The organism is Cellvibrio fontiphilus (assembly GCF_042646205.1).
GTDB classification, from domain to species: Bacteria; Pseudomonadota; Gammaproteobacteria; order Pseudomonadales; family Cellvibrionaceae; genus Cellvibrio; species Cellvibrio fontiphilus_A.
In genome coordinates this window covers 728,621-750,944 of sequence record NZ_JBHRTF010000002.1, presented here as the reverse complement: position 1 = coordinate 750,944, position 22,324 = coordinate 728,621, and the positions used below count along the sequence as shown (strand labels likewise).

Annotated in this window: 19 protein-coding genes; 2 read left to right on the top strand and 17 right to left on the bottom strand. The window is 56.0% G+C overall.

All coding sequences use genetic code 11. The annotated features are described in order from the left end of the window. Position 1 precedes the first annotated feature (1 nt). A complete protein-coding gene (locus ACFODX_RS05105) occupies positions 2-2,857 on the top strand; it encodes a TonB-dependent receptor (protein ID WP_378116713.1) in 2,856 nt (951 codons plus the stop codon). Positions 2,858-2,875: 18 nt separating this feature from the next. Here ACFODX_RS05105 and ACFODX_RS05100 read toward each other — a convergent pair whose 3' ends face one another. The 10 genes from ACFODX_RS05100 to ACFODX_RS05055 form a co-directional block, all read right to left on the bottom strand. Continuing rightward, positions 2,876-4,348, bottom strand: a complete 1,473-nt coding sequence (locus ACFODX_RS05100; protein ID WP_378116711.1) for an alkaline phosphatase PhoX — start codon at positions 4,346-4,348, stop codon at positions 2,876-2,878. A 142-nt stretch (positions 4,349-4,490) separates the two neighbouring features. Then, positions 4,491-7,133 carry a TonB-dependent receptor gene (locus ACFODX_RS05095; protein ID WP_378116709.1) on the bottom strand — a complete coding sequence of 881 codons (2,643 nt, stop codon included), beginning with the start codon at positions 7,131-7,133 and terminating at the stop codon, positions 4,491-4,493. 165 nt (positions 7,134-7,298) lie between these two features. Then, positions 7,299-8,048 (bottom strand): ZIP family metal transporter, encoded by a 750-nt coding sequence (locus ACFODX_RS05090; RefSeq protein WP_378116707.1) that lies wholly within the window; start codon positions 8,046-8,048, stop codon positions 7,299-7,301. Beyond that, a complete protein-coding gene (locus tag ACFODX_RS05085) occupies positions 8,045-8,458 on the bottom strand; it encodes an acyl-CoA thioesterase (RefSeq protein ID WP_378116705.1) in 414 nt (137 codons plus the stop codon). Before ACFODX_RS05085 ends, ACFODX_RS05090 begins: the two co-directional genes overlap by 4 nt. Positions 8,459-8,467: 9 nt before the next feature. Beyond that, a complete protein-coding gene (locus ACFODX_RS05080; RefSeq protein WP_378116703.1) occupies positions 8,468-9,268 on the bottom strand; it encodes a hydratase in 801 nt (266 codons plus the stop codon). A 170-nt stretch (positions 9,269-9,438) separates the two neighbouring features. Next, positions 9,439-10,842 carry an HDOD domain-containing protein gene (locus tag ACFODX_RS05075; protein ID WP_378116701.1) on the bottom strand — a complete coding sequence of 468 codons (1,404 nt, stop codon included), beginning with the start codon at positions 10,840-10,842 and terminating at the stop codon, positions 9,439-9,441. Between the two features lie 308 nt (positions 10,843-11,150). Beyond that, on the bottom strand, positions 11,151-13,268 hold the full coding sequence (recG, locus tag ACFODX_RS05070) for an ATP-dependent DNA helicase RecG (RefSeq protein ID WP_378116699.1): 2,118 nt from the start codon (positions 13,266-13,268) through the stop codon (positions 11,151-11,153). A gap of 12 nt (positions 13,269-13,280) precedes the next feature. Beyond that, entirely contained in the window at positions 13,281-13,571 is a 291-nt protein-coding gene (locus tag ACFODX_RS05065) for a type II toxin-antitoxin system RelE/ParE family toxin (RefSeq protein ID WP_378116697.1), read from the bottom strand. Positions 13,572-13,597: 26 nt separating this feature from the next. Further along, on the bottom strand, positions 13,598-13,843 hold the full coding sequence (locus ACFODX_RS05060; RefSeq protein ID WP_378116695.1) for a type II toxin-antitoxin system ParD family antitoxin: 246 nt from the start codon (positions 13,841-13,843) through the stop codon (positions 13,598-13,600). A gap of 46 nt (positions 13,844-13,889) precedes the next feature. Beyond that, entirely contained in the window at positions 13,890-14,819 is a 930-nt protein-coding gene (locus tag ACFODX_RS05055; RefSeq protein WP_378116693.1) for a hydrogen peroxide-inducible genes activator, read from the bottom strand. Positions 14,820-14,962: 143 nt separating this feature from the next. Between ACFODX_RS05055 and ACFODX_RS05050 the strand changes: the two genes are divergently transcribed. After that, positions 14,963-15,835: an SDR family oxidoreductase gene (locus ACFODX_RS05050; RefSeq protein WP_378116691.1), complete on the top strand. Its 873-nt coding sequence runs from the start codon at positions 14,963-14,965 to the stop codon at positions 15,833-15,835. Positions 15,836-15,889: 54 nt separating this feature from the next. On the opposite strand, the gene ACFODX_RS05045 is transcribed toward ACFODX_RS05050, so the two are convergent. From ACFODX_RS05045 to ftsY, 7 genes are all read right to left on the bottom strand, one after another. Further along, entirely contained in the window at positions 15,890-16,918 is a 1,029-nt protein-coding gene (locus tag ACFODX_RS05045) for an OmpA family protein (RefSeq protein ID WP_378116689.1), read from the bottom strand. A 194-nt stretch (positions 16,919-17,112) separates the two neighbouring features. Beyond that, entirely contained in the window at positions 17,113-17,859 is a 747-nt protein-coding gene (gene trmB, locus ACFODX_RS05040) for a tRNA (guanosine(46)-N7)-methyltransferase TrmB (protein ID WP_378116687.1), read from the bottom strand. Between the two features lie 38 nt (positions 17,860-17,897). Beyond that, a complete protein-coding gene (locus ACFODX_RS05035) occupies positions 17,898-18,281 on the bottom strand; it encodes a DUF423 domain-containing protein (RefSeq protein ID WP_378116685.1) in 384 nt (127 codons plus the stop codon). An 85-nt stretch (positions 18,282-18,366) separates the two neighbouring features. After that, positions 18,367-19,227 (bottom strand): RNA polymerase sigma factor RpoH, encoded by an 861-nt coding sequence (gene rpoH / locus ACFODX_RS05030; RefSeq protein ID WP_378116683.1) that lies wholly within the window; start codon positions 19,225-19,227, stop codon positions 18,367-18,369. A 119-nt stretch (positions 19,228-19,346) separates the two neighbouring features. Further along, complete coding sequence (gene ftsX / locus ACFODX_RS05025) at positions 19,347-20,411, bottom strand: permease-like cell division protein FtsX (RefSeq protein WP_378116681.1); 1,065 nt, start codon at positions 20,409-20,411, stop codon at positions 19,347-19,349. Next, positions 20,408-21,076, bottom strand: coding sequence for a cell division ATP-binding protein FtsE (gene ftsE, locus ACFODX_RS05020; protein ID WP_324257412.1), 669 nt, complete (start codon positions 21,074-21,076; stop codon positions 20,408-20,410). The genes ftsX and ftsE overlap by 4 nt, the downstream gene beginning before the upstream one ends. A gap of 24 nt (positions 21,077-21,100) precedes the next feature. Continuing rightward, the gene (gene ftsY, locus ACFODX_RS05015) at positions 21,101-22,216 is read right to left on the bottom strand and encodes a signal recognition particle-docking protein FtsY (protein WP_378116678.1); all 1,116 of its coding nucleotides are present in this window, start codon (positions 22,214-22,216) and stop codon (positions 21,101-21,103) included. Positions 22,217-22,324 lie beyond the last annotated feature (108 nt).

Sequence of the window (22,324 nt, the reverse complement as noted above, 5' to 3'; positions counted from 1 at the left end):
CATGCCATCCACCCTCAGCCAAGCCTGGGCGCGCTTGATTGGTATCAGCCTGATACTGGTTTACGCCGCCGGGCCAAGGGCTGAACCCCAGACACAACCAGCCAGCTACAACTGGCAATTACCCGCCCAACCTCTGGGTCAAGCCCTGACCCAGGTGGCGCGCCAACTGCAGACCAGCCTCTGGTTCGATCCACGCAAGCTGCAGGGCTTAACCGCCCCGGCAGTTGCAGGCCAGATGAGCCCCGCGCAGGTACTGGACAAGCTGCTCGCCGGGAGTGGTTTTCAAGCCCTGCCACGCTCCTCCGGCTGGTTGATTCAACAGCGTCCGCACTTGCCACCGCCATCACCCGAACCGCCACACCACCCCCAGGTGATGGTTGAACAGCTGCTGGTGCTGGGCAACTACAGCCGCAACCAACAAACCGCTATCGACAAGAAACGCACTAGTAACCGGCTCGTTGATAAGATTATCGCCGAGGATATCGCCAAATTCCCTGCCCACAATATTGCCGAGGCAATCCAGCGCAGCCCCGGTATTTCAGTAGTGCGCGACCGGGGCGAGGCGCTGTTTTTAAGCATTCGCGGCCTGCCCACCCAGTTCAATCGCGTCAGCCTGAATGGCCACTCACTGGCGGTAAATGAAAATGTGCGCAACTCCGAACAGTACGGGCGCCGCTTCCACTACGACACCTTCCCCGCCGAGCTGGTGGCCGGAGTTGAGGTGCGCAAAAGCACGGCGGCGAGCGATGAAGAGGGCGCCATTGGCGGCAGTGTGGATATCCGCCCCTTCGCCCCGCTGACTATTGGCGAGCCGCGCCTGAGCCTGAGTGCGAGCGCCAACAGCGCCGAGTTAGTGGACACTTGGCGCCCCAAGTTGGCGGCGCTGGGCAGCTGGGTGAATAGCGATCAGACTCTGGGGTTTAGCCTCGCCGCGGCTTACAACCAACGCCATTTGCGGCAGGACCGTGTGCTCAACTTTCGCTGGGAGCACCTATCTACAAACCAATTGCCCGCCACAACAAATAACAGGGACACGTTAGTCACCCCCGCCGGAGTGCGCCCCACTCTGGAACTGGAGCAGCGCGAGCGCTTGGGGTTGAGCAGTAGCTTGCAATGGCAACCCAGCGAATCCTGGCAGTTGGATGTGCATTGGCTGCAACTGCAGCAGCAGATCGACTATCAGGAATACAGCTACAGCGCCGACTACAACAGCGCAGGTTTGCTGGGCGCTAGCTTGCAAACCCGGGGCAAGGCACTGGTAGCGGGCAGCACCCACACCGGCTCAGTGCAAATCGGCCAGGAATCTGCTGGCTTGGAAAATGACAACTCCATGCTGGATATCAGCCTCGGTTGGCAGGGCGAAATCTGGCAACTCAACACCAGTTGGGTAAACAGCCGTGCCCACAGCGGCAACCCTGAAGCCATCAAACGTACCCGCCTGCGTCGCGCTCAGGATGTACATTTTGATTTTGCCTACCATACCGGTCAGCAGCTGCCGCAGATCAGCTACAACAATATCGACCTGCTCGACCCCGGCGATTTCCCCGGCCGCCGTTTGGAATGGCGCAGCACTCGCAGCAGCGACAGCGACACCAGCCTCAAACTGGATGCCACCCGCCCGCTTGATCACCCACTCTGGCAGGCGCTGGAGCTTGGCCTGCAGTGGCGCCAGCACCGCCGCGACTACTGGCGCAAGGATCGCCTTGTAAGCGAGGGTATAACCGGCATTTATTTCCCCAGCGACTATTTTATCCCCCTGCCGGTGGCTAACTTTTTGGGCAATACCCGCCGCTTACCCCATAACTGGTTGGCGCCCAAGGCGGAAACATTTTGGCAAGCTGTTGATGAACATGCGTTTTACCAATCCCCGCTTAGCGCCGAGGACTTACAAAATAGCTACCGTATCAGGGAGGACAGTCGCGCGCTTTACCTCCAGCTGAATATGGACGCCGAGCAAGGCCGCTGGCCGCTGCGCGGCGATGTAGGTCTGCGCTGGGTGGAAACCGACCAGCAGACACAGGGCGGCGCACAAACCGCGACCTATACACAGCGCTATGGCGAACTGCTGCCCGCCGCGAATCTGGTGCTGGAGTTGGATGAACAACTGCTCTGGCGCTCGGCACTGGCGCGGGTGATGGCGCGTCCCGAGTTTCAGGACCTGGCGCCACGGCTCACCCTCAACTCCGGCGATGTAGCGACGGCTACCAGCGGCAATCCCGAATTAAAACCAGTTACCGGCTGGCAGTGGGACAGCGCACTGGAATACTACCCAGCCGACAAAATGCTGCTATCGGTCGGAATATTTGCCAAAAAACTGGACAACTTCTTCCAAAGCCGCACCCGCACACAAATCATCAAGGGCACCGAGTACGAACTCACCAGCCCCGACAATGGTGCCCGCGCCAACATCGCCGGCATCGAACTCGCCTGGCAACAAGCCCTGCCCGAACCACTGCAACACTGGGGCATCAACACCAATTACACCCACACCTGGACCAGCGCCCGCTATTACACCGACACGGGTATCAACCGCGACCGGCTCGCCGATGTCGCCCGCAACAGCGTTAACCTGGGAATTTACCGCGAAACCAGCCACTGGCACTGGCGCGCCCACTACAACTGGCGCGACCAAGTGCTCAACCAGGTCGCCAGCGCCAACCTCGCCGCACAAAACAGCGAAGCCTTCGGCACTCTGGATATGCACCTGAGCTGGCGCTTCAACAGCAACCTCAGCTTCACCGCCGAAGCCACCAACCTCACCAACGCCGCCCAATGGGAAAGTGTGTTAGGTGGCGAATTTGCCGGTTACACCCACTATGGGCGGAGTTTTTGGGTGGGTGTTAACCTCAAGCTCTGAACCCTACACCACAAGAAGTTAACCCAACCTATCAATCCCCTTGGCGCGGCTGCGCAGGTTGCCCCAGGGGCCGGTGATGGCGAGGGTGAAGCCGGGGCGTTGGATGTTGACGAAGAGCGTAGTGCCGTCAGGGGAGAAACAGGCGCCGCAGAATTCGCCCTTATCGGGGTGGGCGTTCATGGCGAGGGTGTAGATGCGCCCGTCCGGGGTGAGGCCGCGCAGGTAGTTCACCGTATCCGGGTTTTCCGAGTAGCTGTCCTCACAGATGATCAGGTCGCCCCAGGGCGCCACGGCCAAATTGTCGCAGGACTCCAAAATCGCGCGGTTGTGGGTTTCATAGACTAATTCCATCACCCCCGGCTGCTCGCTTTCGCGTGCGGTGCCCTCAAAGGCGCTGGGTTGATAGCGCCAGACCTGGCCGATTTTGAGCGGGCCGCCGCCGGTCGCCGCAAACAGCACTTCGCGGGTTTTATCCTCGCGCAGGGCAAAGGCGATGCCCTCACCGCGCGCAAAAATCGCCGCGCCTTGGGCTTCGCCGCGGGTGTTCAAATCACCCTCGGGGGCGGTGACATCGTCCAGATCGATCCACTCGCATTCAAAGCGCTGGCGCATGGCAACGGGTTGCGCGTTTTTGTCTTTTGCATCCTCCTTCCAATTGCGGGTATTGGCGCTCGGCCAGCCGCGAATGGCGAGGGCTTGCAGGCGGCCGCCCTCGGCCAGCTTGCCCGGAGTGTTGGGGATAAAGCGGTAAAACAGGCTGCGATCCGTATCTTCCGAGAGGTACACAATGCCGTTGGTGCTATCCACAGCCGCTGCTTCGTGTACAAAACGCCCCATATCTTTGAGCGGCACCGGCTCTACCAAACCCTTGGCAAGTGAGGGCACCTCAAAGATATAGCCGTGTTCGCGGCCGTAACCCTGAGCTTTGCCGACCAGCGTTTCCTCGCAGCTGAGCCAACTGCCCCAGGGCGTGGCGCCACCGGCACAGTTACGCGCGGTGCCCACCAAACTCAGGTGGCTGCGCTCTACGCGCTGGCTGCGATGGCTGTAAACCAGGGTGCTAGTACCACCGTTAACCGGCAGGCCACCAAAGCTGTCATAGCTTTTGTTGCCAACATGTTTGCGCGCCAAATCCTTATCGCCGCCAAAGGCATCAATTTCCTCGCCCACCGAATCCAGTTCGTGGTTGCGCACCAGAATGCATTTGCTGGCATCACCCGGCAGCGGGAAAGCGGCCATGCCATCCATGGCGCTGGGGGTAATTAGCCCATCGTTCATGCGGTCGCCGGTGCGGGCGATGATTTTGTAACTGAAATCACGCGGCAAGTTGAGAATGCCCGCCGGGTCGGCCAGCAGTTGGCCGACTTTATCGATACCGTAAACCGGGTCTTGGGCATAGACCTGCGCCTGCAGTTGCAAACTGCGCAGGCCGCCCAGCGCGATGGCAGTAGCGCTGGCATTTTTGAGAAAGTTACGACGGGTTAAACGCATAAAAACATCCACAAAAAATAAAAAAACAGACACTGGAAAACCAGCGCTGTTTTTGACGTAAAAATATGACTATTAGATGACAACCCAGCCGGGCGCCCCAATAAGGGCTGAGCTGAAATGACCGCCCAGCCCAGGGGGAGGCTTAGAAGCTGGCACGCACCCCCAGCGAATAGGTGCTGCCGTAGTCGGTGTAGCTGCGGAACTCGTCGCCCTGCACAAAATCCTGCTGGGCTTGGTCGGTGATATTGATGCCCTCCACAAACAGCGTGACATTGTCCGACAGGTCGTAAGACGCGCTTAAATCCAGGGTGCCAAACGCCGCCTTGTTTTCCGAGGCGAGGCTGTTGGTGCCTATCTGGTTCAACACTCCATCGCGCCAGCTGTAGCTCAGGCGCAGGCCAAAGCCGTCCTTTTCATAGAACGCGGTGAGGTTGTAGCTGTTTTTGGCGACATCTTCCAACTCGCCTTTGACTGATTGGTCGTTATCCACATAGACCGCGCTGGAGTCAGTCCAGGTGTAGTTGGCCTGCAGGCCGAGGCCGTCAAACGGCGCGGGCAGTTGGTCAAACACCTGTTGATAAGCCACTTCCATCCCGGTCACTTCGGCGTTGGAGCCGTTGACCTTGGAGCTGAGTTCATACACCACGCCGTTGAACAGCAAATCTGACTTTTGGGTTTGGATAAAGGTGGAAATGTCCTTGTAGAAAACACCCGCCGAGAGCGCAGTGACCTTGTCCAGATACCATTCCAGCGTCAGGTCGTACTGCCAGGCTTCAAAGGGGTTGAGCAGCGGGTTGCCGCCGCTGGCGGTGTTCACATCGCCGGAGTTAAAAGTCAGGCGCGGTGCCATGTCCTGCAAGTCCGGGCGGGTAATTACCTTGGCGGCAGCGGCGCGGGTGAGCAAATCGTCGGTCCAATTGAGGGTGAAGTTGGCGGAGGGCAGCACATCGGTATAGTCCTCATCAAAACTCACCGGGGTGGTCACGCCGCCCACCGAGGCATGGCCGGAGGAGGTCTGTTCAGTTTGAGCGACACGCACCCCAACATTACCCTTGAGCGGCAGACCGCCCAGCTGGTGCTCCATATCCAGCATCGCATAGGCCGAGGTGATGGACTCCTCGATGCGGTAGGAGTTGCGTAAATCACCCGAGGATAGCGGCGCTGCCAAATCAGTCGCGCTGGGGTAGTTGCTCCAGAATTTGCTCTCGTCCGGCACCAACCACACCGTAGGGAATTCGCCCTTGGCATCGCCGAGGAAACCGCTCACCGGGAAGGCTTCAAAGTAGCTCTCATCAAACACCTCGCCTTCTATGCCATTCACCAGCACCAAATCGCGGCGGAAATAGTCGCGCGAGCGCTCGCGCAGTTTTACCCCGGTGGTGAATTTGGTGAGGCCGGCGACATTCAACTCGCGCTCGGCATCGAACTTAATCGCCTGCTCTTCGTCTTCGGCGCGAATAGTGCGCCACTCCAAACGGCGCCCCAACCACTGCTCGGGGTCAGTCAGGTCAGCGTTTTTGTAGGTGATGCTGGGCACCGAGTCGCCATCCACCTTGGGGAAGTAGAAATCAAAGGCCACGCCGCTGGTGCGACGGAAACGGGTGCGGATAATCGGGTCGGCATCTTCGCTGTCGGCGGTGGAATGGAACAGGTCGCCGGAGAGTTTCCAGTTGCCCAGATAAAGCGCGCCGTTTAAGCCCAGCGCCAGGTTTTCGTCGTTGATGCCCGAACTTTCGCGGCCGATTTGTACCGCGCCATCGGTGGTGGAGCCGCCAATTAGCGCGCCGTTGCGAATCACCGCCGAACCGGGAGTGAGTTTGTTGAGGTTGTAATCTGCGCTGTAGGTGAATTCGTCGTAGTTCACCGTTTGATCGACGTAGAAAATATCGAAGTTCACTTCGGCTATGTCACTCGGGCGCCACTGCAGGGCCGAGGCGATACCCATGCGCTCACGGTCTTCCAGTTCGAGGGTCGGGCGAATACCACCGGGGGTGATGATGGGGCCGGAATCGGCGCTGCCGTCACCGTCAGTATCGATACCGGTGGATTGGCTCCAGCCAAAGTTGAGCGAGCGATCCTGCCGCACACTGCGCTCGGCGTAGGCGGCGGAAACCAGCGCGCCAAAGGTGTTGTCGCTGTTGCTCCAACTCGCCAAACCGGACAGGCGCGGGTCGGTTTTATCGGCTAATTCAGAATGGCTGGCCTGCAGCGAGCCGGTGTATTTGCTGCCGTCCAAATCCAGCGGCTTGAAGGTTTTGATATTCACCGTGCCGCCGATGGCGCCTTCATCCAAATCGGCGGTGGGGCTTTTGATCACTTCCACGCTGGACACCAGCTCGGCAGGCAAGGTGTCAAAACGGAACTGGCGGCCAAATTGCCCGGAGGTACGCACGTTTTCATTCACCGCCATAGCGCGGCTATTGAGGCTGGTCACCTGAAAGTTGGAACCCAGGCCGCGCACGCGCACATACACACCTTCGCCACGGTCGCGCACTACCGCCACCCCGGTCACCCGCTGCAGGGCTTCGGCGATATTGTGTGCAGGGAACTTGCCGATATCTTCCGCGGCGATGGCATCCACCACGCCCACGGCGTTGCGTTTGGTGTCCAGCGCGGATTGCAAACTCCGGCTGTAAGAACCTTGCACGACCACTTCTTCGAGCAGGTCAGTTTGCGCGGCGCCGGTTTGGGACACCGTGTTTTGGGAAAAGGCAGGCAGGCCAATCAGGGTCAGGCTGCCAATAGCAAGGGATAACAAATTAGCGGGAAAAAATGCGGTTTTCATGGGTCTCTCTCTGGTTAGTTGTAGTGGCTGCAAAGCCTCTGGCAACTACCAAGAGAGCGCTGGAACGCAAAAGGGGACAGATTTTTTTATATTTTTAACGGCGCTGGCAATTGGCCATTTTTGTCATGCAACTGCAACTTACCACCGGTTTAATGGCGCGTTTTTTTACAGTTCCAACAGCTGTAGCGCCAGCGCCGCCACAAATCCGAAGGCGGCCATCAAACCGGACATTTCATGGGTCTCGGCAAATGCTTCGGGGATCATGGTCTCCACCACCATCGCAAAAATACCGCCCGCGGCAATGCAGCTGATCAGCGCTTTTACCTGCAGCGGGGCATTGCCAAAAAACACCGCACCCAGAATGGCAAATACCCCTGAACAGAGCGCTATTCCACCCCAGAGGCGCAGCATAAACCAGCCGCTGCGCCCGGCGCGGCGCATACCGGCGGTACTGGACAGGGCTTCGGGGATATTGGAGATAAAAATCGCAGCGATGGTAGCCAAGCTGAGTTTGCCGCCGCTCGCCACCAACAAACCTATGGCGATGGATTCGGGGATACCATCCAGCAAGGTGCCGGCGGCTATGGCTACACCGGTATTTTCTGCCGCCGGTTGCTGGGTGTGGGAGCGTTTGCGGTGTTTGACCCCCGGGCTGTTGAGGCGTCGGTTAACCGCTGAAAACAGCAGCGCCCCGGCCATAAACCCCGCCGCCAACCAGCCGATACCGGCCTGCTCGCGGGCCTCACCCACCAGTTCAAAACTCAGAGCCGCCATCAGGATGCCGCTGCCAAAAGCCATCACATAAGCCACGACTTTGGGCGAAAAGCGGATAAACCACCCCAAGAGCGCGCCGATCAACAGCGCACTGGAGGCGATAAAGCCCCAAAACCCCGCCTCCAGCCATGCCGGTATCACTGCGGGTCAAACCAGCAGCGCACATTGTCCGGTAAGGGGACGGATTTACCATCCGCCGCACTCACCCAGACCACCTTGGAATAGCCTTCTGCCGCCGGTGTATCCGGCTGGGATTGGGTATACACCAGGTACTTGACCATAAAACTGGAGCGCCCCGGCTCACTCAGAAACACATCGATACGCAGCAATTCCGGGTGAAAAATGGGGCGCATAAAGGTGCAGCCAATGGTCACCACCACCGGGTGGGTATCGCTTTTGAGCGGCAGGCCTTTGTCCAGCATCCACTGGAAACGCGCCTCTTCAAAATAGCGAAAGTAGAGGGTGTTGTTCACATGGCCATAGGCATCCATATCGCCCCAGCGCACGGGAATTTCACAGGAATAGAAGGGTTTGTTGATGTCATTGCTCATAATGGCTCCTTAATTTACCTTCCTTGGGGTAAAACTGACTTCCATACTGCCCAAACCAGCATAGTCGATCTTGATCGCGCTATTCACCGGCACTTCAATCACGCCGGCGTAGGAACCGGTAATCACCGCCTGCCCGGCGACTATGCCCTCGCCGCGGCTGCGCAGAAATTCCGCCAACCAATAGAGTGGCGCGCGCGGATGGGTATTGGGGTGCTGGCCCTGACGCTCAATCACCTCGCCGTTGGCGCAGGTCATGGTGACGGTAAAACTACTGGCCATACGTGCGCTGGCGGAATCAATTTCAGGGCCGATAAACAAACCCTGGTTCACCAACCCATCGGCGAGCATTTCAGGAAATTCACAGCTGCCCGGATCGGTGTAGCGACTGTTGATCAGCTCCAGCGCCATATGGGTGCGGGCGATGGCGGCATCCACCTCTTCGGCGGTGTAAGGCTCGGCGCGCGCGGGTAAATCCTTGCCGAAGAAAAACGCCAACTCAGGTTCAATGCGCGCACGCTCGCCCTCGGCTGTGGTTTTAGTCCACAGGCTCACCGGCGGAACTGAATCTATAGTGCGGGTATAAATGGGGCCGACAATCAGCTTGCCTTCCGGCGGCAACAGGCACTTCCAGCCGCCGATACTGTCGTCCATTTGCGCGCACCACTGCTCGCTCACAGCGGCTTGAATCGCCAGCGCTTGTTCAAGGTTTTGCGGGCGACAAACCGGCGCCAGGCGCTCGCCCTGGGTTCCGGCAATGCGCCGTGCCACTAATACTGTTGCTGCCTCGGCGGCAGGGAATAATTCGGTCATGGGTTCTCTCGCTGGTTGATTGGGGTGGCTCTTATCGCTTGCCCAAGACTGCCTCTGGTTGAGGCACTCGCAAGCAGGGCAGCGCCGGCCACTGAAAAACCTTGGCACTATAAACAAAAAACCCCTCGCAAAAGGGGTTTTTGATCACGCAGTCTTATGCTGGCGCCGCACTAGTGGTGGGGCGCCAATTCGTTTGCGATGTGCTTTAAATCGTCGCTGCTCTCAATGATATTGGCCACGGTGGTGTAGGCTTTTTCCGGATCCAGATGCAAGTCTTCAAACACTTGCGCGGGAATTTCAAGCTTGGGGCCGCGGCCAATATTGTGCTGGTGCAACAATCGCTGGGCGACAAAAATTAATTTGGCGTAGCTGGCATATTCACCCTGGTAATGCGGGTTAGCCTGATAGCGCAAGCCCACCACTACCTCCTCCGGCATAGACCAGAGCGACATGAGTGAAGCCGCCAACTGCTCGCGGGTAATGCCCAGCAAATGGCGCTCAATCACCTGATGCTCCACATGGGGGTTGGCATCCGCCAGTTCACAGTAGTTGTGGAAATAAGGTGGGAACACTTCCGCCAAAATCAGGTAGCCAAAGTTATGCAGCAGGCCGCAGAGGTAGGCCATACCAAAACTGGGGCGATGGTCGCGCGGAATCGCCGTCACCAAACCCTCGATAGTCGCCGCCATGTACACCGCTTGTTGCCAGTAGGGCAGCGCACCGTGCGGGCCTTCTTTGGGGATGGTCATAGCTTTGCCAAGGGACAAACCCAGTGCGAGGTTGAGCACCATATCAAACCCCAGCACGCGCACTATGGCATCGTGGATGGATTTGATTTTGCCCGGCGCTGAGTAGTAGGGCGAGGCCGCCCAGCTAACAACCTGCGCCGCAAGGCTCGGATCTGTCTCCACGATTTGTGCCAAATCGCTGATATCGGCATTGGGGTTTACGCGCAATTTGATAATGCGCTGGGCAGTGTCTGACAGCGGCGGCAGCTCCAGAGTCTCCTCCAGGCGCTGCTTGATACGCAGTTGGGTGAAATTGCGTACCGCACCCAGAATCTGCTCGCTATCGGTGATGCTGGTATCGTCTACTTCCAAAGGTTCAAGCGGTACGGCTATATCGCAAACCGTCGCATCTTCCATAATTTGCTGGAACTCTTCGCGGGTGAAACGCAGCAGCTGCTGCTCATCGCCTGAATCTGCCAGCAATTCACTGCGCTCAATCAGGCTGCGATCAATCAGCGTCAACAGCCCTGCCAACTTGGGCAACGCCGGGATGGACTGCAAATTATGGGACAGGCAAAACTTGTGCACGTCCTCCGGCTTGGCGGCGTGAAGTTCGCGCCCCAGCTGGCGGTTAACGGCCTTGAGATCCAACAGGCGGTCAGCGGCATAAATCACCTGCACACGGCCTTTGGCGTCTTGCAATATTACGGATTTGGCTGCGCTCATAGTGCGTAAATGCTGGTCATGCCAAAGCGCTCTCTCATTCTCATCGAGCGGCACTTCAGACACCTGATAATGCACATTCTGCTTATTGAGCAATGACTGAACACTGGAAGGGACTGGCACGACCTACTCCTCTCATTGACGATAACTGTTTGATATACATAGGGTTAGGTGAATCCTGACCTTCTTGTAAGGGGGAGTGTAAAGCAGGAAAATCATTTCTCATATAGCGCAGGGAAGATTTGTTAACTCGCCTTGCGCGCCCCGCCTACCGTTTTCAAGCATAGCCGAGTTTTACAGGCCACAATGACAAACACGCCGATAATAGAAATTAATGCGCCAGAAAAACGACAATTTTTATTCACAAGATGAAACATACGCCAGATCGCCAAATAATGTGATGCAGTTCGCTTTTGTGTATACACCGGATTTCAGACCTGAAGATAGCGCTGGTTATGGCCGAGCCAGCGCACTACCAACTGCTCACAGGCCTGCGGGTAATCACTCATCAACAGCAGTGCCGCATCCTTCACCTGGGGGAGCAAATGGCCATCGCGCTGCAAATCGGCGATTTTGAATTGCATTTCACCCGTTTGACGGGTGCCCAAGACTTCGCCGGGGCCGCGCAGCTCAAGATCCTGCTCGGCGATATAAAAACCGTCGCTACTTTCACGCATCACGCGCAGGCGCTCGCGCCCGTTGTGCGATAGCGGCGAGCCATACAAAAGCACGCAGTGGCTGGCCGCCGAGCCGCGCCCTACCCGCCCGCGCAACTGGTGCAATTGGGCGAGGCCAAGGCGCTCGGGGTTTTCAATGATCATCAGGCTGGCGTTGGGGACATCCACCCCCACTTCAATCACGGTGGTAGCCACCAACAAATCCAGCTGATTAGCTTTAAATGCCGCCATCACCGCTTCTTTTTCCGCCGGTTTCAGACGCCCGTGGATCAAGCCGATACGCTGCTGTGGCAAGGATTCGGTGAGGTTTGCCGCCGTCGCCTCGGCCGCTTGGGCCTCCAGCGCTTCGGACTCTTCGATCAGGGTACACACCCAATAAGCCTGTCGCCCCTGCTCGCAAGCCAGACGCACCCGTTCAACCACTTCCTCGCGGCGATTGTCGCTGATCACCACGGTAGTAATCGGTGTGCGACCGGGTGGTAATTCATCGATCACCGAGCAGTCCAAATCGGCATAGGCGCTCATCGCCAGGGTGCGCGGAATGGGGGTTGCGGTCATGATCAACTGATGCGGACGCAGCAAACCAAAGCGCCGGTTCTCGTCGCTATTGGTGCCTTTTTCAGACAGGGTTAAGCGCTGATGCACCCCAAAGCGGTGCTGTTCATCAATCACTATCAAGCCCAAATCGGCAAAACTCACCGCCTCTTGAAAGAGCGCATGGGTGCCCACCACCACTTGCGCTGCGCCGCTGGCAATAGCCGCCAGCTGGGTGCGCCGCTCCGCAGCCTTGAGTTTGCCGGTAAGCCAGCCGAGGCTGATGCCAAGCGGTTCCAGCCATTTGCCAAAATTGAGGCGATGCTGTTCCGCGAGAATTTCGGTGGGCGCCATAATTGCCGCCTGTTTGCCGGCCGATACCGCCGCCAGCGCCGCCAGCGCCGCCACCACGGTTTTGCCCGAGCCGACATCGCCCTGTACCAGCCGCAACATGGGAATCGGCTTAGCCAGATCAGCGGCGATTTCAGCCACCACCCGGCTCTGGGCGCGGGTGAGCTTAAACCCCAAACCCGCCACAAAACGCTGCTGCAAGCTGGTATCCAGTTTTAGCGGATAGGCGCCATCGGCTTGGGTTTCGCGGCGCAGCAGCAACAGACTCAGGTGATGGGCGAGCAATTCCTCAAACGCCAGCCGCTGCTGGAACGGGTGCTCGCCTTCCATCAACTGTTGGATATTGGCGTTGGTAGGCGGCTGGTGCAAATAGCGCAAGGCATCGGCAAGCGACGCCTGATTGAGCTGGCGACGCACCGCCTCCGGCAGCAGTTCTTTGAGAGAGTGGTTATCCAGCCAAGTCAGCGCCTGCAGGGCCAACGAACGCATACGCGGTTGGGTCAGACCTTCGGTGGCGGGATAAATCGGGGTGAGCGACTGCGCGAGCGGCAGGGGCGAAGCGGCATCCAGTTCATCATATTCGGGGTGATACATTTCCAACCCCGAGGCCCCGCGACGCGTCTCACCAAAAATGCGCAGGCGTGTACCCTGTACCAGCCGCTGTTTTTGCGCGTTATTAAAGTGGTAAAAACGCAGGGTAATAGTGCCGGTGCCATCCTGCACTTTGCACACCAAACTGCGGCGTTTGCCAAACACCAAGTCGCAGGCGCGCACCTCGGCTTCAATCACCACATTACTATTCGGCTGGAGCGCACCAATCGGCGTAATACGGGTGCGATCCATATAGCGCAGCGGCAGATGTAGCAGAATATCTTGCACACTAAACAGGCCGATCTTCGCCAATTTAGCAGACAAACTGGCACCAACACCTTTAATCGCCGTCACCGGGATTTGGTCGAGGGTAGCATTTCGCAGGGATGAGTTCACTATGGGTCAGATTTAGAAAACGGAGCTTATATCGCGCGCCGAGTGCAGCACACGCAGGAGGACTATTCCGCCAGCCTGATCAGTGTGTGGCTGGTAAAACATCACATAGCGCTCAATTGGAAACATAAATATCTGCTCTCCCAAGTCTGGCCTTGCTCTACCGGACAAAGGAAAGTCAGCGAGCTGCAACGCACTGGCATAAATGGTATCGATAAAATTGTCGGCATTGATGAGGCTATCTGCAGCTATATAACGCCAGATATCCACCAAGTCTTGTTCTGCTTCCGGTGCGATCTGCAACATGTCTGGACTCCATTCCTCCCACTTGGTTAGCGGGTTCGCGCCTGCGCTTTAAGCAGATCAGGATCAAACACCCGCGCCTGCCCGGCGGCAACGCTATCCACCGCCTGTTTGATATCGGCGCGCAGATTGGCCAATTTAAGCGCCTGTTCGGCATCCTTTTCAGCCATCAAACGCAGTGCCTCGCGGATCACTTCGCTGGCGGAGTTATACATCCCTGTCGCTACTTTCTGTTGCACAAACACTTCCAATTGATTCGTCAAAGAGACATTCATAGCTGATCACCTGTTAACCACCGATAACCAACTATAACAATCTTTGTTATTGTTTGTCGCCCTGTACCCGACAGGCCTTGATCGCCGTGCGCAGCGCGTCAATGGCTTTGTGGCGCGGGAAACTGGCGCGCCAGGCGAGTGCCACGGTGCGGCTCGGTGAAGGTTCGGTGAAGGGGCGAGTGACCAATACCTCGGCGCTGTAGAGTGAGCTTTCCGCCGCAGACGCGGGCAGAATGGTCAGGCCAAGGCCTGAAGCGACCATATGGCGCAGGGTTTCGAGTGAGCTGCCTTCAGCGGCGGTGCGCACATTGCTGCTGTTGGTACTGGCGTCCGCCGAGTGCTGCAGACTTGGACAGGTGGTCAGTACCTGATCGCGGAAGCAATGCCCCTCGCCTAACAGCAGGAGTTGTTCGCTGTTCAGATCCAGCGGGTCAATCGCCTCTTTGGCAGCCAAGGGGTGATCCTTGGGCATCAACACCACAAAGGGTTCGTCGTAAAGCGCCTGGGTAACTACGTCCGGCTCCACAAATGGCAGGGCGACAATAATCACATCCAGCTCACCGTTGCGCAGCTTCTTGCGCAGGTTGTGGGTGTAGCCCTCCTCCACATAAAGCGGCATTTTGTTCGCCAGCTGTTGCAGGTGGGGAATAAACTTGGGCAGCAAATAAGGCCCGATGGTGAAAATCGCCCCCACCGACAGCGGGCTGCTGAGCTGGTCTTTACCGGCATCGGCCAGGTCTTTAATCGCCGCCGTCTGCTCCAGCACCAAATTGGCTTGAGCGACAATTTGCTCGCCCAAGGGTGTAGGCTGGACGCGCGATTTGGTGCGCTCAAACAGGGCTACCCCCAGCTCGTCTTCCAGTTTTTTAACCGCGATACTGAGCGTGGGTTGGCTGACATAACAGCGGTCGGCCGCGCGGCCAAAATGTTGTTCCTGGGCCAGGGTGACTATGTAGCGCAATTCGGTCAGGGTCATAATAGGGCTCCACAAGCTGTGCCAATTTGGAATAGCCTAAAGCTATCAGATTGGCGACCTTTATCAAATACTAATTAACGCAACTTCACATGCAACTTCACATCAATATGATTTTTAGAGTGTGACGCCCTAAGGAACGAACCATGAATTCATCCAACTCGCGCGCAAAATTACTCATTATTGGCTGCGGCGATATTGGCCAGCGGCTGGCGCGCCACATGGCACCGCTGGGTTATAGCATCACCGGCCTGCGCCGCCGCGCCACCGCTGATCTGGACTACCTGCAATATCGCCAGTGCGATGTCACACGGCCCGAAGAACTGCAGCCCATTCTGGCAGAGGGTGCTGATGTGATTGTGATCAGCATGACGCCCGCCGAGCGCAGCGATGCAGGCTATCAACAAGCCTATGTGCAGAGCTGCCAGCAGTTGGTTGCCAGCTTGCGCGAGCTTGGCATAACGCCCCGGTTGATCCTGTTCGTCTCCAGCACTGCCGTGTATGGCCAGAATGACGGTAGCTGGGTGGATGAAACATCGCCCACCCTGCCCGAGGGATTCAGCGGCAGACGGTTATTGGAAGCAGAGCAGACCCTGCTCAACAGCGGATATCACTGCAGTGTGGTGCGTTTTAGCGGCATTTATGGCCCCGGCAGGAATCGCTTGATCGAGCAGGTAATCAACCGGCGCGCCTCCGCCAGCCCCCATTTCACCAATCGCATCCACGCCGAGGATTGTGCCGCTGCACTGGCCCACCTGATTGAGCTGGACAAAAAGCAACCGCTCGACGCTGTTTATCTCGCGACTGATTCCAGCCCCACCCCCATGATGGAAGTCGTTGGCTGGATCGCACAGCAACTGAACATTAGCGACTTTTTGGCCGCCGATGCTGTCAACGAGCGCGGCAATAAACGCATCAGCAACCAGCGCTTGCTCAGCACGGGCTACACACTGCGCTACCCGGATTTCAGGCTGGGCTATCGGGAATTGCTCCGCGATTACCTGTCTTTACCAAATTAAATCCCGCAATAAAAAAACCGGCACTAGGCCGGTTTTTTTACAACCAAGAATCTATTAGTTGCGAGTTTCGGTTTTGGTCACTTTGGTAGAAACCTGACCAACTACACGACGGTTTTGCTCGCGGCCAGCTGCAGTCATATTGTCTGCAACAGGCTTGGCTTCACCGTAACCAATAGCGTTAACGCGGTCAGCAGCGATACCATGTTTGGTAATCAACGCTGCTTTTACCGAATCAGCACGGCTTTGTGACAGTTTTTGGTTGTAAGCATCTGAACCCTGGCTGTCGGTATGACCTTCAACGGTCACAACGGTGTCAGCGTACTGGTTCATGAAAGTAGCCAGTTTGGCCACTTCATTTTCAAACTCAGGCTTGATGATTGACTTGGCAGTATCGAAGGTGATGTTCAGCTCAATCGCTACAGTTTCAGTCAACTTCAGGGAACAACCAACAGCGTCAACCTTGTGGGTGGATGGAGTATCTGGACACTGGTCTTTGGAATCCAATACACCGTCGCCATCGCTGTCTTTTTCAACTACTGGTGCAGGAGCTGCTTTAACTGGCGCAGGTGAGCCACCAAACAGGTAGCTGATACCGGCATTCAAAGCCAGGTCGGTGTACTCGTTATCCAGGCTGTTGAAGGCGCGCACGTCTGTGCGGAATTCCCAGTTGCCGCCCAGTGCACGCTTAACACCAGCGCCCAGGTTCAACAGGGTGTCGCGCTCGGAATAGTCGGTAGTAGTCCACTCGCGGTCTTGATCACCGATACCGAAGGCAACATAAGGGCGCCACAGGCTTTCAGTATTGATGTTGTACAGGGCATCCAAACGGTATTGAGTGCCGTCTACATCCAGACCTGCGTCCTGGGTTTCGCTGTCCCATTTGCTGGCAACAGCTTCCAAGGTCCAGTTTTCGTTCAACACGTAACCAAAGCCCAAGCCCCAAGTGTTGGCATCTTCCAGAGCTTCGTCAAAAAATACACGGCCACCCTCGGCACGCACTTCGAATTTGTGATTGTCTGCGCTGGCGCCCGCTGACAAAGCAGCGATAACAGCAGATAAAGCTAATACTTTTGTGTGTTTCATAGTCATAGTTCTCCGTTGAAAATAGCGAGTTCCAAAAAACAATTTGGCTTATTAAGTTATGCCGCCAAACTGATAAAAATGATCAAATGATCGATAACTACACCGGCGAGAAATCCGTTTCATGATTATATTCAGTCGCTTACATTAACAAATTAAAGTGCAACGTGCCAATTTAAGCGGCTTGATGCGCCAGTTTATGCTGTTTTTTTGAACAAAATATCCCAAACTCCGTGCCCCAGACGCTCACCACGTTTTTCAAACTTGGTAATAGGGCGATAGTCAGGTCTCGGCGCGTAGCCGGTTTCCTTGTAGTCGGTGGTAAAACCTGGCGCAGCGTTCATTACCTCTAGCATATGCTCGGCATAAGCTTGCCAGTCTGTTGCCATGTGGAACAAACCACCGGGCGCGAGTTTAGGGCGCAGTTTCTGAACAAAGGCTGACTGCAAGATACGGCGTTTATGGTGTTTCTTTTTATGCCATGGGTCGGGGAAATAAAGCTGAAGGCGATCGATACAGTTGTCGGGAATACAATCTTCCAGTACATCCATGGCATCGGCCATGTAAACCCGTAGGTTAGTCAAACCCTCCTGCCCCGCCAGATTAATAAGCCGCCCAACTCCCGGCGGGTGTACTTCAATGCCGATAAAGTTTTTTTCAGGTTCGTTACGCGCCATTTCCAACAGCGAATCGCCCATGCCAAAACCAATTTCCAACACCAGCGGGGCTTTGCGTCCAAACACCTGCTCCGGGTCAATAAGGCCTTTAAACAAACTCAACCCCAAGGTTGGCCAATAGGTATCAAAAGCATTTTTTTGCCCAACGGTGATGCGCCCAGCACGGATCACAAAACTGCGAATCGCCTTGGGCTTGAATTCAGGCTTGATCAGAAACCCTTGCTCACCGTCTTCAAGGTCGGGCGTTAATTCAGGAAAATCAGACATAGAGGTATAAATTCGTTAGTGAGATAGATGCGAGTCAATCACTCGCCCATTTTGGTGCGCAGGGTGGCGCTGAAAACGAACAACCAACCCAGCAAAAAACAGACTCCGCCGAGCGGGGTAACCGGCCCCAACCAGCGCGGCGCACCTAATGCAAGAGCGTAAAGGCTGCCACTGAATAAAAGGATGCCCAGTATAAAGGCTAGGCCGGCGGCTTTTAAGCCCGCTGCCGAAGGTTTGTGCATTATCCAGAGTGCGATCCCAAATAAGGCAAGTGTGTGAAAAAACTGATACTGCACCCCGATTTTCACGGTTTCTATGGCTTGGGGTGACAGCAACTGCTTTAACCCATGTGCTGCAAAAGCGCCGATAACTACTGCTATAAAGCCACTAATTGCAGCAATTTGAATGAATCTACGTGACAATCTCTACCCTCCTTAACAAGGCTTTTTTGACCGCAAAAAAAAGCCGCGCAGTGCGCGGCTTTTTTGCATTAACGCGATGAACGGATCAGGCTTCCAACATCATGGTTTTGACTTTGTTCATGGCATTTTTTTCCAACTGGCGAATACGCTCAGCCGATACACCATATTCTGCCGCCAAATCATGCAGTGTCGCTTTATCTTCATTTAACCAACGACGCTGCAGAATCACCCGGCTGCGATCATCCAAACGCTCTATCGCCTTTTCCAGGCTGTTGACGTTGGACTCCTCCCAGTTGGATTCCTCCAGGCGTGCAGCAGGATCGTAACGGTTATCTTCCAGATAATGCGCCGGTGCTACATAGGACTCATCGTCATCGTCTTCACCGGCATCAAAGCCCGCATCGTAGGACGCTAAACGACCTTCCATTTCGCGCACTTGTTTAACATCGACACCTAAATCTGCCGCTACGGCGTGGGCTTCATCGTTACTCAACCAAGCCAGGCGTTTTTTGGCACCGCGCAGGTTAAAGAAGAGTTTGCGCTGGGCTTTAGTGGTGGCGATTTTTACGATGCGCCAGTTTTTCAGAATAAATTCGTGAATTTCCGCTTTGATCCAGTGCACGGCAAAAGACACCAAACGCACGCCCTTATCCGGGTCGAAACGTTTTACGGCTTTCATCAAACCGACATTGCCTTCCTGCACTAAATCGCCCAGCGGCAAACCATAGCCGTTGTAGGAGCGGGCGATATGTACGACAAACCGCAGGTGTGCCATTACTAATTTACGCGCGGCATCCAGATTACCATTGTGGTGTAAATCGCGTGCCAGCTCCTGTTCTTCCTCAACACTGAGGATGGAAAAGGCACTGACTGCTTGCACATAGGCGTTCAGGTTTGCACCAGGGGCCAAGATGCCGATAGGTTGCAGACTTGTACTTGCGCTCATGTATACCTCCAATAAGTGTGCCTCGAGTGTATCACCGGCTATTTAGTTGTGCCAAGGGCGTAAAAGTTCAGTTTTACGCGAATCTTGCACTGTGCGAACTCACCTTATAACCCCACAAATTAGCGCGGTTGGATCTGATACAGGTGACGCGCTACTGCAATCCATGCACCAATCAAACCGGTAAACCCAGCTAAAAGAATTAACTGGATGCTCTCTATAAAACCTAAACCCTGTAAACGGAAACTGCTTTGATACAGATCAGCCAGCTGCGCAACTGGCGCCGCTAACCACCAAAATCCCAAGGCGAGAAGCACGGCGGCCACAATGCCGCCGCCAACACCAAACCAAAGCCCGGTGTAGAGAAAAGGGCGGCGAACATAGGCATCGGTGCCACCCACGAGTTTAACCACCAGAATTTCATCGCGGCGGTTTTCAATTGCCATGCGAATGGTATTGCCAATCACCAACAACACCCCCAACGCCAGCAAACCGGCCAACGCAGTCACAAACCGCTCGGCAATGGCGATAAATTGATGCAGGCGTTTGACCCAAAGCATATCCAGACGGACATCTGCCACCAGTGGTTCAGCAACCAAGGTCTGCTGCAAATCTGCCAGGGCTTGCGGTGTGTTTTGCTGCATTTTTGGGGTAATCATTATTACCCCCGGCAGCGGGTTTTCATCCAAATGACTGGCGAGTTCACCCAAGCCGGAGTTCTGTTTGAACTCGATCAAGGCTTGTTCAGGGGAGATGTATCTGGCATCAAGGACATCCGGCCGCTGGGCGATGCGGCCGCGCAGCTCCTGCGCCTGACTGGCGCCAGCCTCTTTTTTGAGGAATACCGATACCTGACTGGAATCCTGCCAGGCCTGGCCAATCTGCTGCAGGTTGCTAAACACCACAAACAGCGCTGCCGGCAGGGCTATGGCGATGGCGATCACCAACCAGGTCATGGCGCTTTGCAGGGGCGTTTCCAACATGCGCAGCAGGCTTTCTATGGCTGAATTGCTGTGATGGGCACTCCAGGCATCGAACTTGTCGCGCCAGGACATCTGGCTTTGCACTGCGCCCTGAACCCGTGCAGGCTCTGGTCGCGGGTTGCGCTGCTGGCGCTCGGTGCGGGACATTTGACTGGCCCCCATGCGGTTGCGGCGCTCAGGTTTTTGCGGTCGATTCGATTTCACCAGAGCACCCCGTCATGAACCAATTTACCCTGCACCAAACCGAGCACACGTTTATTCATACGTTTAAGCAGTTCCACATCATGGGTGGCGATCATTACGGTAGTCCCTACTTCATTAAATTGGCGGAACAGGGTCATTATCTCGTTAGCCAATTCCGGGTCCAGGTTGCCTGTGGGTTCATCCGCCAGCAGTAAGCTGGGCTTGTTGACCACCGCGCGCGCGATACCCACGCGCTGCTGCTCGCCCCCGGACAAAACCACTGGATTGCTGCGCTCCTTATCCAACAAATCAACTTTGTCCAAGGCAGCGCGCACCCGCTTGCCAATTTCCTGATGGGGATAACCCGCTACCTGCAGCGGCAGGGCAACATTGTCAAACACAGTGCGATCAAACAGGAGCTGGTGGTTCTGGAAGACCACACCGATGTTGCGGCGAAAATAGGGAATCTGGCTTTTGGGCATGGATTCCAGGTGATGGCCATCCACATACACCTGCCCAAGCGATGGCTGCTCCATGAGCAGGATCATTTTCATCAGGGTACTTTTACCTGCCCCCGAGTGACCGGTGAGAAACAGCATTTCACCCGCCTGGACTTCAAAATCAACCCGCGACAAGGCTTCGTAGCCGGTGTCGTAGCGCTTACTGACGGTTTCGAATCGAATCACAACAAACCCTGTTTAGTCTTTGGTTTAAGCGGCATCGTTTTGGTTAAACAGCGCCTTGATAAACGGCTCGGCCGCAAATGGTTGCAGGTCATCAATTGCCTCACCCACACCGATGAAACGCACCGGGAGACCGAATTTTTTACTCAGTGCAAAAATCACCCCACCTTTGGCGGTGCCGTCCAGTTTGGTCAATACCAACCCGGTAACACCCGCCGCGTCGCGGAAGGTTTCGGTTTGGTTAACGGCGTTTTGTCCGGTGCCGGCATCCAGTACCAGCAGTACCTCATGGGGGGCAGAGCCATCAACCTTGGCCATCACACGCTTGACCTTGGACAACTCATCCATCAAATGGTTTTTGTTGTGCAGGCGACCAGCGGTATCGGCGATGATGACATCGATCCCGCGCGCTTTGGCGGCGTTTAGTGCATCGTAGATAACAGACGCAGAATCAGCGCCAGTGTGCTGGGCGATTACCGGCACCTGGTTGCGCTCGCCCCAGACTTGCAGCTGCTCAACCGCCGCTGCACGGAAGGTATCTCCCGCCGCCAACATGACTTTTTTACCTTGATTTTGCAGGCGTTTGGCGAGTTTGCCGATGGTGGTGGTTTTGCCTACCCCGTTTACTCCCACCACCAGAATCACATAGGGCTGCTTGCTGCTGTCGATTTCCAGCGGTTTTTCCACCGGGCGCAACATATCGGTGAGCTGTTCGCGCAGGGCGGCATAGAGTGCATTCACATCGCTGAGTTGTTTGCGCGCGACGCGGGCAGTGAGACTGTCGATAATCTCGGTAGTCGCATCCATACCCACATCTGCAACCAGCAGTTGGGTTTCCAACTCTTCAAACAATTCATCATCAATGGTTTTACGACCGAGGAATAAATTGCCCAGCCCCTCGGCAAAGTGACTGCTGGTGCGGCTCAGGCCTTGTTTGATACGGGCAAAAAAGCCCAATTTGGCCGGAGCCTCGAGGAGAGTCTCAGGCTCTACTTCCGGGGGAGTCGCCTCAACAACCGGCAGCTCTGCTGGTGAGGTGGATACAGCTTCGCTGGCGGCGCCAGCTGGCTGGCTCTGTTCCGGTACTGCAGACTCGGTTTGGGTTTCGGGTTTGTCAGACTTTTTAAAGAGATTAAAAAACATAATGGTAATCTGGGGTGTTGGCCAAAGGGGGCAAGTGACACGCCGCTGGCAATATGGATTTAGCAACGCCAGCAAAGGCGCTATCCTATCACTTCTTAACCGCCCGCA